Below are 14,170 nucleotides of genomic sequence, written 5' to 3'. Positions count from 1 at the left end.
TTTTAACATAAATCCAGACAATGACCCAAAACAAACCCTACATCATGGCCCTTGATCAGGGAACCACCAGTTCCCGAGCGATCATTTTTGACAAAAAAGGGCAAATCGTTTCTGTTGCACAAAAGGAATTCAAACAACATTTCCCCAAACAAGGCTGGGTAGAACATGATCCTGAAGAAATATGGAAATCACAGTCCTCTGTGATGATTGAATCTGTGGTCAACAAAAGCATTGGCATCGACCAAGTAGCAGCCATAGGCATTACCAATCAGCGTGAAACCACCATCGTTTGGGATAGAAAAACAGGAAAAGCGCTTTACAATGCTATTGTTTGGCAAGACAGAAGAACTTCCGCCTATTGCAATGAATTGAAAGATCAGGGTCATTCAGAAATGATTGTTTCCAAAACAGGATTAATCATTGATTCTTATTTTTCAGCCACCAAAATTCGTTGGATTTTAGAGAATGTAGAGGGAGCAAGAGAAAAAGCTGAAGCTGGAGAACTAGCCTTCGGAACCGTAGATTCTTGGATTATTTGGAAACTCACCAAAGGGAATTGTCATATTACAGACATCACCAATGCCAGCCGGACCATGTTGTATAATATCCATGAGCAAAACTGGGATGATGAATTACTGGAACTATTTAACATTCCCAAGTCCATGCTTCCTGAGGTAAAATCCTGCTCTGAGGTGTATTGCGAAACAGCAGGTGATGTTTTGAGCAGTAAAATCCCCATCGCGGGCATTGCAGGAGATCAGCAGGCCGCACTTTTCGGGCAACTTTGCACAGAGCCGGGAATGGCGAAAACCACTTATGGCACCGGCTGCTTCTTAGTCATGAATACTGGTAAGGAGGCTGTGAGCTCAAAAAACAAATTGCTAACCACAGTAGCGTGGAAAATCGGAGATGAAATCAATTATGCACTGGAAGGATCCGTGTTTATAGGAGGTGCAGCAATTCAATGGTTAAGAGATGGGATAGAGCTTTTTGGAAACGCTAAAGAAACTGAAAAGCTTGCCCTAAGTTTAGAGGATAATGACGGCGTTTATTTTGTACCAGCTTTGGCCGGTTTGGGAGCGCCTCACTGGGATCAAAATGCCAGAGGAGCTTTCTTCGGGATTACGCGGGGAACAACAATTGCGCATTTTACCAGAGCTGCCTTGGAAGCCATCGCTTATCAGGTATATGATGTGCTGAAAGCAATGGAAAAGGATGCCGGAGAAAAGACCAAAGAACTCCGGGTAGACGGAGGAGCAACTGCCAATAATTTTTTGATGCAGTTTCAATCGGATCTTTTGGAGTGCGAAATCAAAAGACCGGAAATCATCGAAACAACAGCTATTGGAGCAGCATTTTTGGCCGGATTAGCGATCGGATTCTGGAAAGACCGAAAAGAAATTCAGGAACTTTGGAAAACAGATAAAAGCTTTCAGCCCGATATGGAAAAAGAAAAACGGGAAAAATTTCTACATTTTTGGCACAAAGCGGTCGAAAGATCAAAAAACTGGGTAGAATAGCATATGAATCCATACGTTGCAGAAATTATAGGCACAGGCCTCTTGCTTTTATTAGGCTCTGGAGTAGTTGCCAATGTGGTTTTACCACAAACCAAAGGACATAACTCAGGCTGGCTGGTCATTACCACGGCTTGGGCTCTGGCAGTATTTACGGGAGTGGTGGTTGCGGGACCATATAGTGGAGCACATCTCAATCCGGCGGTCACTGTCGGTCTAGCTTTAGCTGGAAAATTTGATTGGGCTATGGCTCCAGGATATATTGGCTCTCAGGTATTAGGCGCAGGATTAGGTGCATTCTTTTCATGGCTCATGCATGTCGACCACTTCAAAGTGACCAAAGATCCGGGAGAAATTGCGGCCCCATTTGGAACCAGCCCTGCTATTCGAAATTTGAAAAACAACTTTATTTCGGAAGTTATAGGAACCTTCGTGCTAATTTTTGTCATCCTCTACATTACAGGAGCAAAAATCGAAGACGCTGATCAAACTCCGATTGGATTAGGTTCTGTAGGAGCGCTCCCTGTGGCATTTCTAGTATGGGTGATTGGCATGTCTTTAGGAGGAACAACAGGCTATGCAATCAACCCTGCCCGGGATTTAGGTCCTAGAATAGTACATCAGCTATTACCAATCCATGGAAAAGGCAGCTCTGATTGGAGCTATGCCTGGGTTCCAATCTTAGGTCCTATTGCCGGAGCAGCATTGGCAGCCGGGCTTTATTTTTTGGTTGGAAGCTAAATTGTTTACGATTTGAGAGTTCAGATTTACGGTCGTTTAGTATGATGATTTCGGAAAATGGAGCTTTTGACCGAAGACTAACTGAACGGTGAACTCTTGAACTCTGACCAAATGAACAGCCAAACTTCAGATATTCAAGATTACTTCTTATTCATCTCCATATAATCCACCGTCAAATAGCTAAGCGTTCTGACTCCCAAAAGAAATCCGCTTTCATCTATAAAAAAGTCCGGTGTATGATGAGAAGGCGTAATCAAAGGATCTCCGCCTTTTTTCATACCTCCCAAAAAGAAAAAGAAACCAGGCTTCTCTCTTTGAAAAAAGCTGAAATCTTCAGCTCCTGTTACCGGAGGCATTGCAATCACATTCCCTTTACCTGCTGCTGATTCTACTGAGGGCAGCACTTTCGCAGTCAACTCAGGTGGATTCACGGTTGAAGGATAAAGCTTACCAATATTTACATCGGCTTTAGCCCCTGCACTTTCTGCAATATTGGTGATGATTTCTGTAATTCTTCGATGAACCAAAGCTTGTTGTTCATCTCCGAAAGTTCGGATCGTACCAATCATTTCCACTTTTTCTGGGATGATATTATGACGGATTCCACCATGAATAGCGCCCACTGTAACTACAGCAGGATTTTCGGTAATATTTACATTTCTTGATAAAATGGTTTGCAAACCCATAATAGCCTGTGCTGAAGTTACAATAGGGTCAACACTAGACCAAGGTGATGCTCCATGCGCTTGGGTCCCCGTAATGGTCACATTCAAATTGTCAACAGCAGCCATAAATGGACCGGATCGGTATCCAATTTTACCTGCCTCAATTTGAGCCCAAATATGCAATCCAAAAATGGCGTCTACATCTTCCATCACTCCCTCTTTTACCATGAGTTCGGCACCTGCAATATCCGCATCATAAACTCCTTCTTCCGCAGGCTGAAAAATAAACTTTACAGACCCTTTTAATTGATCTTTCATACTTGCCATCACTTCAGCTACTCCCATCAAAATCGCCATATGGGAATCATGCCCACAGGCATGCATTACACCTGTTTCCTGTCCATTGTAAGTAGCTGTATTCACCGATTTGAATAGCAAGTCATTTCTCTCGGTCACTGGAAGTGCATCCATATCTGCTCTTAAAGCTACCATAGGACCCGGCTTCCCTCCTTTAAGAACACCCACCACGCCAGTTACTGCCACATTCTCTGTGACCTCCATTCCCAAAGATCGAAGATGTTCGGCAATGACTTTGGCTGTTCGGAATTCCTGATTTCCCAATTCCGGATATTTATGAAAATCCCTTCTCCACTCGATTACTTTTGACTCTATGGAAGTCGCTTTTTTATCAATGGCAGGCTTCAAGTTCGATTGTGAAAAAGCGGTAGTGGAAAGCAATAAGAAGGGAAGTATTAATCGTTTCATGTGTCTATAGTTTGATTTTAAAGGTCACATGAAATGCACAGGATAATAATTCCTCCAGCATGAGATTTATTCTCATGGGCATTTCATGTGTAATTAATTTTCAATGGATTTTAAATATACAAAATCCAGTATCACCTGAAGGAAAAATAAAAGACCCAAGCCTTATTAAAACCTGGGTTCTTTTAAATGTTATATATATCCGGTTCTTCCAGTAAGATGGAAATACGGCTTATTCTCAGCAAAAAAGATCAGAATCCGAAGCTTCGGTCTTCGGTCTCCTGTGCTGAGCGAAGTCGAAGTATCCAATCGGTCAAGCAAAGAAAATATAGCAACTGAGAAGACTGCGGAAAATCAGAAAAAATATTCACACTACTTATTCATATAGTCCACTACGAAATAACTCATCACCCTCAAACCTAAAATAAATCCGCTCTCGTCTATGTAAAAATCAGGTGTATGATGAGAAGGTGTTTTGGTAGGATCTCCTCCTTTTTTCATTCCTCCCAAACCGATAAATAGCCCTGGTTTTTCCCTCTGGTAAAAGCTGAAATCCTCAGCCCCGGTTACAGGTGGATTAACCCTCACATTCTCTTTCCCTGCAGCAGCTTCTAAAGTAGCCACCATTTTGCTGGTGAGATTAGGGTCATTCACAGTGGATGGATATAGTTTTTGAATATTTACTTCTGCTCTGGCACCGGCACTTTCGGCAATATTGGTAGCAATCTCAGTAATTCTTTTATGAACTAGCGCCTGCTGCTCTTCTCCAAAAGTTCGTATGGTTCCAATCATCTCCACTTTTTCAGGAATGATATTATGTCGAATGCCTCCATGAATAGCGCCTACTGTTACCACAGCCGGATTTTCTGTGATATTGACGCTTCTGGAAAGAATGGTCTGCAAACCTGTCACAATCTGGGAGGAAGTCACAATAGGATCCACTCCTGACCAAGGAGAAGCACCATGGGCTTGGGTACCGTGAACGATGATCTCCAAATTATCAACCGCAGCTTGTGCAGGTCCTGATCTATAGCCTATTTTACCCACTTCAGTTTGGGCTGAAATATGCAGACCGAAAACAGCATCCACATCTTTCATCACTCCTTGCTCTACCATTTGTTTTGCACCCCAGGTAGACACTCCTGGCTCATATATTCCCTCTTCAGCAGGTTGGAAAATAAATTTTACATTACCCTGTAATTGGTCTTTCATACCTGCCAGGATTTCTGCAACGCCCATTAAAATAGCGACGTGGGTATCATGCCCGCATGCATGCATCACACCAGTTTCCTGACCATTGTAAATAGCCGTTTTTGTGGATTTAAAAGGTAGGTCAACTCGCTCGGTTACCGGTAAGGCATCCATATCAGCACGAAGTGCAACAGTAGGTCCTGGCTTCCCTCCTTTCAAATATCCTACTACTCCAGTCACGGCCACTCCTTCAGTTACTTCTATTCCTAAAGACCTCAGATGATCAGCAATTTTTTTAGCAGTTCTAACCTCTTGATTCCCGAGTTCGGGATTTTGGTGAATATCTCTTCTCCATTCAATAACCTTGGACTCAATTTCGGCAGCTTTTTTATCTATAGCAGGCCGAAGTTTTGTTTGGCCAAAAGCCATCCCGCTTAGCAGAACAAAGGGAATTATCAGTTTTTTCATAATATGATTGGGGTTTGTAAAAGAAAAGCAAGTTAGATATTTCTGATTTTTATAAAGAAACAGCAGGAAAAAATACCTTACTACCGAACCAATTCCATCCAATCTGCTTTTTATTAAAAAGCTTTTCTATGGAATTAAAAAATAAAACCGCCATTGTCACCGGTGTCAGCAAGGGCATCGGTCTTGAACTTGTTAAATTATTATTGGAAAAAGGAGTGACTGTAGCAGGTTGGAGTAGAAATCAGCCTAAACTCGAGCATCCAAACTTTCACTTTTTCACATGCGACGTTTCTCAGGAAGAAAGTGTTGAAAAGGCTTTTCAGGCTACTACTCAAAAATTAGGGACTGACATTCGCATTTTGGTCAACAATGCCGGCTTTGGTATAGCTGGAGCAACTGAGTCTTTTTCTTCAGAAGATTGGAAAGCAATGTTTGATACCAACGTCCACGGTATTTTCTATACTACCAAGAGAGTAATCCCTGGCATGAAAGTGGCAGATGAAGGGCATATTCTGAATGTAGCTTCTATTGCAGGACTGAATGGTGTAAATCAATTTGCCGGATATGTGGGCACCAAACACGCCGTAAGAGGAATTTCACATTCCTTGTACATGGAGTTACGTGACTTTGGCATCAAAGTATCAACCATCTACCCTGGTTCCATTCAAACCAATTTCTTTGATGACATTCCAGGCATGCAAGCCCACGAAAATATGATGCGCCCTATAGATGTGGCGACTACCATTGTTCAGACTTTGGAAACGCATCCAAATTACTTTGTAGTGGATGTGGAATGTAGACCTTTGAGACCTAAGGGTAAGAAGTAAGTCTGAAATCTAAAATCAGAAGTCTGAAAAGACTTGACTAAAGGCAGCTATCAAAAACTGAGTACTTAAATACTTGCCTTTCCACAGGCAATAACTATTTTTGTCCTAGACCTTCTCAACCGGGTTTTTGCCCATGCCATGCGGGTGAACTCCCGGTTGGTCTCTTTTATAGCCTATGTCCTTAGAAGTCTCTCACTTATGTAAGAATTACGGTTCTCAAAAGGCCTTGGATCAGGTAACTTTTTCTGCTTCGCCTGGGAGAATTCTTGGATTTCTTGGACCAAATGGCGCTGGCAAATCCACTACCATGAAAATTATTACTGGATATTTAGCCGCAGAAAGCGGTAATGTTCAGGTCATGGGAAAAGATGCCTTGACTAATCCTAAAGAAGTGAGCCCTCTGATTGGTTATTTGCCCGAAAAAAACCCGCTCTACCAGGATATGTATGTAAAAGAGTTTTTATCCTTTGCTGGCGGACTTTATGGTCTTTCTGGTTCACAACTCAAAAGCCGGCTAGCAGAAATGCTGGATAAAACAGGTTTGATTCCAGAACAACACAAAAAAATCTCCCAGCTTTCAAAAGGTTATCAACAAAGGGTAGGATTAGCCAAAGCCTTAATTCATGATCCTCAGGTAGTGATCTTGGATGAACCTACCACCGGGCTGGACCCCAACCAACTTGTAGAAATTCGCAAGTTGATTCAGGAGGTTGCAAGAGAAAAAACATTGATTCTCTCCACCCATATCATGCAGGAAGTGGAAGCTATCTGCCAAGATGTGGTCATCATCAATAAGGGAAAAATATTGGCCGCGGACTCCTTGCAAAATTTACAGTCTGGAAATCAACAAAGCACCTTATCCTTGGAAACTGAGGAAGAGCTTCAGCTTGATTGGTTTTCAACTATTGGAAAAGTCACTTTTGGAAGGAAAGGTCCGAATGAAATTCAAATTCAGGTATCAGATCCCAACGCTGGAAGAAAAGCTATCTTGGGAGTTGTCTCAGAGCGAAATCTTAACTTGGTTAACCTGAGCCAAAGCAAGAAAAATTTAGAAGAACTATTCCGGGAAATCACAAGATGAAAAGCCTATTCATTAAGGAAATCAATGCTTTTTTCGGTAGTCTCCTTGGCTATTTGATTCTAGCCTTGTTTCTTGTCGCCATAGGCTTGATCGTTTGGGTTTTCCCCGAAACCAGCGTCTTGGAATATGGCTATGCCGATTTGGAGCCCTTATTTACTTACACTCCTTACGTGTTTACTTTTTTGATCCCAGCGCTTTCCATGCGTGCCATTGCTGAGGAAAAAAGAAACCAAACGTGGGAGCTATTAAGAACTGCGCCACTTTCACTGACTCAAATTATTATAGCCAAATATTTAGCATTGCTTTGCCTAATTATTTTGGCCGTACTGCCTACCCTGCTCTATTATATCAGTATTGTTCAGCTAGGCGATCCGATTGGTAATTTGGATCAAGCCGGCTTTTTTGGAAGCTGGATTGGGTTATTGATGATCGGTGCCGTCTTTGGTGCTGTGGGAATTTTCGCTTCCGCACTAACCTCTCAACAGGTGGTCGCATTTGTATTGGGAGTTTTTCTTTGCTTTCTGATCTACTTTGGCTTCACGGCAATTGCTGATTTGCAGCTGGGAGCTATTTCTTATTGGATAGAAGAGATCAGCCTCAGTTATCATTATGTCAATCTGAGCCGTGGAGTGATTGACTCCTCTGATCTCTTCTTTTTGGCAGGGATGATTTGGCTGTTTTTGGGAGCCTCCATTTTAGTATTGAAAAATAAATGAGTCGGTATTTCGGACATATCACCAAATCTTGGGGAATCCTGCTTGGAGGACTACTGCTTTTGGTTGCAACAAGCCAGCTGCTTCGTTTCAGACTTGATTTGACGGATGATAAACGGTACTCACTTCACCCGGCCACGGAGGAAGTTTTGGCGCAGCTAGAAACCCCTCTTCATGTGGAGATATTACTGGTCGGAGATCAGCTTCCGGGTGGAATGAGGAGGCTTCAAAAATCTATCGAAGAAACTGTAAGAACCTTTAATGCATACAGCAGCGAAAAAATAACTTTTTCCTATTTCGACCCATTGAGTTTGCCGGCAGAGGAGCAGCAGGAGTTTGTGGTTCAATTGGCAGATTACGGAATCAACCCGACCAACTTGATGGTTAATCAAAATGCAGGGCAGAAAAGTCAATTGATTTTCCCCGGAATTCTAGTCTACAATGAAGAATTTGAAACCGGTGCTTTGGTATTGAAAGGCGAAGAGGGAATGAGTCAGGAACAAATCCTGAATCAATCCATCGAAAATCTTGAATTTGAATTAAGCAATGCTATCAGAAAACTAAGTCAGCCTAGCTCTGCAGCCATCGCTATGCTCATCGGCCATGGAGAAATGGCGGAAGATGATGGATATGGTCTGGTAGAAGCTTTAGATGGTGATTTTGAGATTTTCAAAGTACCCTTGGAACAAGCCCGAACAGTAGAGGACCTCATCAATTTTCAAATCATTTTCATTCAAGGTCCGCGAGAATCCTACACAGAAAGAGAAGTTTATCTGCTGGACCAATATGTGATGCGGGGTGGTAATCTGGTCATTTTGAGCGATGGGGTTGCTGTAGATATCAACCAGGCAGGAGGGGAAGGAACATTAGCAATGCCTTTTGAAAACGGCTTGGAAAACCTCCTTTTCAAATATGGAGTCCGAATCAATAAAGATTTGATTCAAGATTTGAACTTTGGCTATTTCCCTGTTATGGGCGGGAATTTTGGGAATCAGGAACAATTAGTCCCTTTACCTTGGCCATTTTATATTCAGGCCAGCAGAATGCAGCAACATCCTATCACCAAAGGCTTAGATGTGGTGTACATGCGATTTGTTAGTAGTTTGGATACTGTATTGGCTCAGGGAATTCGCAAGACTCCTTTGCTGTTTAGCTCAGATTTCGCGAGAATTCTCCCGGCTCCAGCCAGAGTCGCTTTTCGGGATATGCAGGAAGAGCCTGACGTGGATCAATTTGCTACTCGAAACCTTCCTTTAGCCTACTTATTGGAAGGGGATTTCACCTCCTTGTTTAAAAATAGGTTTATTCCTGAAGAATTTGCCAAGGAGAATTTCAAAGAAAATGGATCAGGCAAAGTGGTGGTAATTGGAGATGGCGAGGTATTTCAAAGTCAAAAGGACCCAGTTTCGGGTGGAATGCTGACATTGGGAGACGATCCATTCAATCAACTGGTTTTTGCCAATAAATTATTCCTGAGGAATCTTTCTCAATATTTAATTAATCCAGAAGGGATTATTGCTTCCAGAAACAAAGCTTTCCAAATTCGACCATTGAATAAAGTAAAGGTGGCTCAGCAAAAAAGTTTTTGGCAGACCATCAATGTTTTGGTGCCCGTCCTGATATTGCTGATTGCGGGAGGATTGATCTCTACTTGGAGAGTTAGAAAGTTTTCTAAAAAAACTATCTAGCTTTAATTTCAAGAAATCAAGATAATATTTGTATATGAAAAGCGTTTACGGACTTTTCAATCCGATTTTATTTATAAATTTACTCCCATTCCAAAAGTAAAATACAACTAAGCCCTACGATATGAAATTTATTGTTTCCTCTTCTGCCCTTTTAAAGCAGCTTTCGGCGATCAATGGTGTAGTCACCACCAATCCGGTAGTTCCGATTTTGGAAAATTTTCTTTTTGAAATCAAAGACAGTTTATTGACGATCACTGCTTCGGACCTTCAAACGTCAATGATTACTGAAATCAACGTAGAAGCCAAAGAAGACGGAAATATCGCAGTACCTGCAAGGATTTTGATCGAAACGTTGAAAAACCTTCCGGAGCAGCCTGTAACTTTCAGCATAGATCATGACACTTATGCTGTGGAAATCAGCTCTGATAATGGACGCTATAGATTGGCTGGAGAGAATGCCACAGACTTTCCAAAAATCCCAACTGTCAATAATGCGACTACTGTGGATATGTCCACAGAGGTACTTTCCAGTGCTGTTTCCAATACCATTTTCGCGACCAGTTCTGATGAATTGAGACCTGCAATGACTGGTGTATATATCAACCTTAGCGATACCAATACTACTTTTGTAGCAACTGACGGTCACAGATTGATACGCTATAGAAGAGTGGACGTGGCTTCTTCCAGTCCTGCGAGCTTAATTATTCCAAGAAAAGCACTCAATCTTCTAAAATCCACTTTACCATCCGAAAATGTACCGGTAAGTGTGGAATTTAACCAATCGAACGCCTACTTCAAGTTCAACAATATTAAAATGATCTGCCGTCTGATTGATGAGAGATTCCCGGATTATGAAAACGTAATTCCTGCGGACAATCCAAACATCATGACCATCGATCGTCAGGACTTATTAAGCTCACTTCGTCGTATCGCGATTTATGCCAATAAGACCACACATCAGGTGAGATTGAAATTGACCGGATCCGAATTGATGATCTCTGCGGAGGATTTGGATTTCTCTAATGAGGCAAATGAGAGATTATCTTGCGAGCATGATGGAGAGGATATCGAAATCGGATTCAACGCCAAATTCTTGGTGGAAATGTTGAACAATCTTTCTTGCAAAGAAGTCAGCCTGAAGTTCTCCGCACCAAATAGAGCAGGTTTGATTTTGCCAGCTGAGCAGGACGAAAATGAAGATATCCTGATGCTCGTAATGCCTGTAATGCTCAACAATTACGTGTAATTAATCAACCAAACAACCCTATAGCTTAAAGCCCGGTTCTGCATTTGTGGAATCGGGCTTTTTTGTAACCCTCCAAGGGATTTTAAACCCTTGGAGGGTTCGTCAAAAGTTACTTTAGATCCTTGACTTGATTCTTTCAAAGATTTGAAACATCTTCCAAGATCATTTTTAATTAATAGAATATGTGGAGAAATTTAATCTTCATTTTGCTTTTTATCTTTTTCTCCTGTGCAAATAAGACTGATCAATTTTCATTTACTCCTATACAAGTAGATAAGTCGCTATTAGTCTCTGAAATAGGAAAAAGCTTGGAAATCATTGAGGTCAAAACGAAGTATCCAATTTCTGGTACCCCAACTATCCGCAAATCTGATCATTATTTTTATTTGTTTGAAGAAGGAATTGTATTTAGTCTTCATCAGATAGAAAAGAGTGGCGCGGTACGAAAAAGTATTGATTTTGGATTTGATGATAAATTGAATGCCAACGCAATTACCCAAATCATTACTCAAAATGATAGTATTGGAATAATCACCTATGGCCAGCAAATCACTTGGTTAAATGAAGAATTAGAAGAGACTGGAACAGAGAAACTACCTTTCAAGGCTAAAGTTCATTTCAGAAAAGATTCAAATACAATAGCGTACACAAATGGTATAGATGATGGAGAATGGGACATTGTAAGCTACGGTTTCAGTAGTTCCAAATCCTATTTACCCATTGATAAAAACCGGTACCGCTTTTACAACCAGACTTTCTCACCTTTTTCCAATTGGAATGGAAAAACACTATTCTCTCAGGCATTTAATGATACAATTTACATTTGGGATCAAGTCGATTTCAAACCGCTATTTCAGGTAGATTTTGGAGCAAATGCTGTAACAAAAGATCGATTTTCCCAAATTCAAGGTGCAATGGATATGCTTCAGCTTTTCAATGAAAAGAAATACAGCTACTTACTAGGTGAAATCTATGGTTTGAATGGGAATAGAATACTATTTGGACTGAGTCAAAAAGGGAATCAAGCTTTGGGTTTATTGGATTTTAATTCTGGTGAATTGAAAATCTATCGTGGTTTGGTCGACAATTCAATTTCTGGGATCAACCTATTTGCCCCTCAGTTTGTAGAGGATGGAATATTGTATTTTGGTGTTTCCGGAGAACGGATTCTAGAGAATTCCGATAGGCTACCGGATTCCTTTAAACATAGATTATCCAATGATTATGCAAACTCCTATTTTATCTATTGTTTGGAGCTTAAAGATTAAAATCAATCGATTTACTAAAATTCCTCATCTCTAGTGATGATTTAAACCTTCGAGGTCTGAGAAAAGACCTCAAAGGTTCTTTTTCGTATCTCTCACCATTTTCAGATACAAACCCTCCACTCTTTCTCTGGCTCAGGGATGGCAGCAAAAATGAATCGGATAATCTTGTCTTTAGATCCTGATTTTTTAATATAGGAACCCAAAAAGCCATAATGGAACCTTTTCTCCCCAGCCAGTTTCTATATCATCACTAGCTATCAAATATTTTTCTTCACTGATGACTTGTTTGGAGGATTTGTTTTTCCCACCCACTTCTAAAGTTAATCCATTCACCCAAAAGTCTCCTTTTTTGGGCTCAAACACTTCGTATCCTGCATTCAGCAACTGATTTAGGAGGAAAGTCTCTCGAAGAGCTCCTTTATCCGGGGAGGAGTTGATGGCAAAAGAAAGGTTTGTGTTTTCAAGATATAATTTATCCGGTTTTTGTAATCTTGAGATTCCTTTGCCTTTTGTAAGTAAAACGTTTAGAATTCTTGCATCTTTCAACTGATAGATATGCTCTAAAATCCGATCTCTAGAAATACTTAGTTTAGCGGAAATAGCCGAAACATTGGGTTTGAAGGGGGCAGATTCAGCAATCACTCCAAGTAATTTTTTGACCTTAGCGGCTGTGCCGGCATTATAGGAAGAGATATAGGCCAGGTCTGTGTCTACTACTGTATTGATTATTTGTTCGAGTTTAGATCCATACTCATGTTCACCTTCTATAAAAACTGGGAGGTATCCTCTGCTGAGGTATTTTTCAAAATGGGGCAATGGACGGAATTTTGAAATTACTTCTTGGCTTATTTCCCGATGCCTTTTTTGTAGATCCTCAAGGGAAAAAGAAGGAAAGTCAACCACCTCAGATAGCTTAAGGTATTCCCTGAAGGATAATCCAGGTAGGGAGTAACTAATTACCCGTCTGCTTAGGTCCGATTCTCCTCGATAAATATCCAAGGCAGAAGAGGCTGAAAAAATCACCTGAAGCTGGGGTAACCCATCATAAATATTCTTCAGTTCCCTCGACCAATTGGGGTATTTGTGCACTTCATCTATCAATAAAACTTGGCCTCCCTTCTGAAACCAACTCATAGCAGTATCCAATAAAGTATTTTGATAAAACCAAGGATGATCTGCTGTGACATATAGGCCATTTACCTGATTTTTGGATAAGGTGAATTTGAGGTGCTGAAGCATGAGTGTGGTCTTTCCTGCACCCCTTGGTCCTTTAATACCAATCATTCGCTGATTCCAATTGATCTTTTTACTCAAAAACCTTTGAAAATCCTCTTTTATTGCCAGCAGCAATGAATCCTGAAAATCAATCAATACTTGCATAATGAAGTTTTAAAACTACATAAAAATACAAATTTTATTGTTTTAAAACCACAAAAAATATATAAAGTCATTTTCTTTTGGCCGAGCTACTTTGGCAGATCCATTTCGGTTTTCTGATTTTCCAGATTGAAGTTGTTTATTAAAATCAAAAATATTGTTTTCGTAAAAAAGATAGATCGGAGATTAAACCTTCGAGGTCTGGGAAAAGACCTCAAAGGTTCTTTTTAGTATCTCTCACCATTTTCAAATACAAACCCTTCACTCTTTCTCTGGCCCAGGGAGTTTTTCTCAGAAAAGATAGACTGGACTTGATGGAAGGGTTATGCGTAAAGCAACGTATGGTAATCCGCTCTCCGAGTTCTTTCCAGCCATAATGTGCCACCAATTGCTCCAAGATGGTATCGAGTCGAATCCCGTGAAGAGGATTGTTAGGTTGATGTTCCAAAGGGTTAGAGTTATTAGGAATTAGTTATAAGTTATTGTTATCTCGCTTCGTTAGAAGCTGGACTATTTCATTGGATTTATAAATCCTGCCTTCAGAAAAGCAGGACAACTTTCTATCATTTGTACTTCTGCCCACCGGCCTACTGGACACTGCCTACTGCTTACTGCAAACTGCCTAT

At 40.9% G+C, this 14,170-nt stretch carries 12 protein-coding genes; 8 read left to right on the top strand and 4 right to left on the bottom strand.

Features of this window, described 5'->3' with window-relative positions; translation table 11 throughout:
- Positions 1–20: 20 nt before the first annotated feature.
- A complete protein-coding gene (gene glpK, locus GYM62_RS19945) occupies positions 21–1,520 on the top strand; it encodes a glycerol kinase GlpK (RefSeq protein ID WP_219957700.1) in 1,500 nt (499 codons plus the stop codon).
- Between the two features lie 3 nt (positions 1,521–1,523).
- On the top strand, positions 1,524–2,258 hold the full coding sequence (locus GYM62_RS19940) for an MIP/aquaporin family protein (RefSeq protein ID WP_219957699.1): 735 nt from the start codon (positions 1,524–1,526) through the stop codon (positions 2,256–2,258).
- A gap of 140 nt (positions 2,259–2,398) precedes the next feature.
- Here GYM62_RS19940 and GYM62_RS19935 read toward each other — a convergent pair whose 3' ends face one another.
- Positions 2,399–3,688 (bottom strand): amidohydrolase, encoded by a 1,290-nt coding sequence (locus GYM62_RS19935; protein WP_219957698.1) that lies wholly within the window; start codon positions 3,686–3,688, stop codon positions 2,399–2,401.
- 369 nt (positions 3,689–4,057) lie between these two features.
- A complete protein-coding gene (locus GYM62_RS19930) occupies positions 4,058–5,344 on the bottom strand; it encodes an amidohydrolase (RefSeq protein ID WP_219957697.1) in 1,287 nt (428 codons plus the stop codon).
- 128 nt (positions 5,345–5,472) lie between these two features.
- Between GYM62_RS19930 and GYM62_RS19925 the strand changes: the two genes are divergently transcribed.
- The 6 genes from GYM62_RS19925 to GYM62_RS19900 all read left to right on the top strand — a co-directional run bounded on the left by GYM62_RS19925 (position 5,473) and on the right by GYM62_RS19900 (position 12,167).
- On the top strand, positions 5,473–6,171 hold the full coding sequence (locus tag GYM62_RS19925; RefSeq protein ID WP_339816463.1) for an SDR family oxidoreductase: 699 nt from the start codon (positions 5,473–5,475) through the stop codon (positions 6,169–6,171).
- A gap of 175 nt (positions 6,172–6,346) precedes the next feature.
- Positions 6,347–7,252, top strand: coding sequence for a gliding motility-associated ABC transporter ATP-binding subunit GldA (gene gldA, locus GYM62_RS19920; protein WP_219957696.1), 906 nt, complete (start codon positions 6,347–6,349; stop codon positions 7,250–7,252).
- Entirely contained in the window at positions 7,249–7,968 is a 720-nt protein-coding gene (gene gldF / locus GYM62_RS19915; protein WP_219957695.1) for a gliding motility-associated ABC transporter permease subunit GldF, read from the top strand. Before gldA ends, gldF begins: the two co-directional genes overlap by 4 nt.
- Positions 7,965–9,653, top strand: coding sequence for a gliding motility-associated ABC transporter substrate-binding protein GldG (gldG, locus tag GYM62_RS19910; RefSeq protein WP_219957694.1), 1,689 nt, complete (start codon positions 7,965–7,967; stop codon positions 9,651–9,653). The genes gldF and gldG overlap by 4 nt, the downstream gene beginning before the upstream one ends.
- 121 nt (positions 9,654–9,774) lie before the next feature.
- Complete coding sequence (gene dnaN, locus GYM62_RS19905) at positions 9,775–10,899, top strand: DNA polymerase III subunit beta (RefSeq protein ID WP_091651216.1); 1,125 nt, start codon at positions 9,775–9,777, stop codon at positions 10,897–10,899.
- Between the two features lie 182 nt (positions 10,900–11,081).
- Positions 11,082–12,167 (top strand): 6-bladed beta-propeller, encoded by a 1,086-nt coding sequence (locus GYM62_RS19900; RefSeq protein ID WP_219957693.1) that lies wholly within the window; start codon positions 11,082–11,084, stop codon positions 12,165–12,167.
- A 186-nt stretch (positions 12,168–12,353) separates the two neighbouring features.
- Here the strand turns inward: GYM62_RS19900 and GYM62_RS19895 are convergent, their stop codons facing one another.
- On the bottom strand, positions 12,354–13,547 hold the full coding sequence (locus GYM62_RS19895; RefSeq protein WP_219957692.1) for an ATP-binding protein: 1,194 nt from the start codon (positions 13,545–13,547) through the stop codon (positions 12,354–12,356).
- A 211-nt stretch (positions 13,548–13,758) separates the two neighbouring features.
- Positions 13,759–13,992, bottom strand: coding sequence for a VF530 family DNA-binding protein (locus tag GYM62_RS19890; RefSeq protein ID WP_219957691.1), 234 nt, complete (start codon positions 13,990–13,992; stop codon positions 13,759–13,761).
- Positions 13,993–14,170 lie beyond the last annotated feature (178 nt).

Origin of the sequence: Algoriphagus sp. NBT04N3, assembly GCF_019443765.1 — a bacterium.
GTDB classification, from domain to species: Bacteria; Bacteroidota; Bacteroidia; order Cytophagales; family Cyclobacteriaceae; genus Algoriphagus; species Algoriphagus ornithinivorans.
The sequence above is the reverse complement of the archived record's forward strand: the minus strand, read 5'-3'. Positions and strand labels throughout refer to the sequence as shown.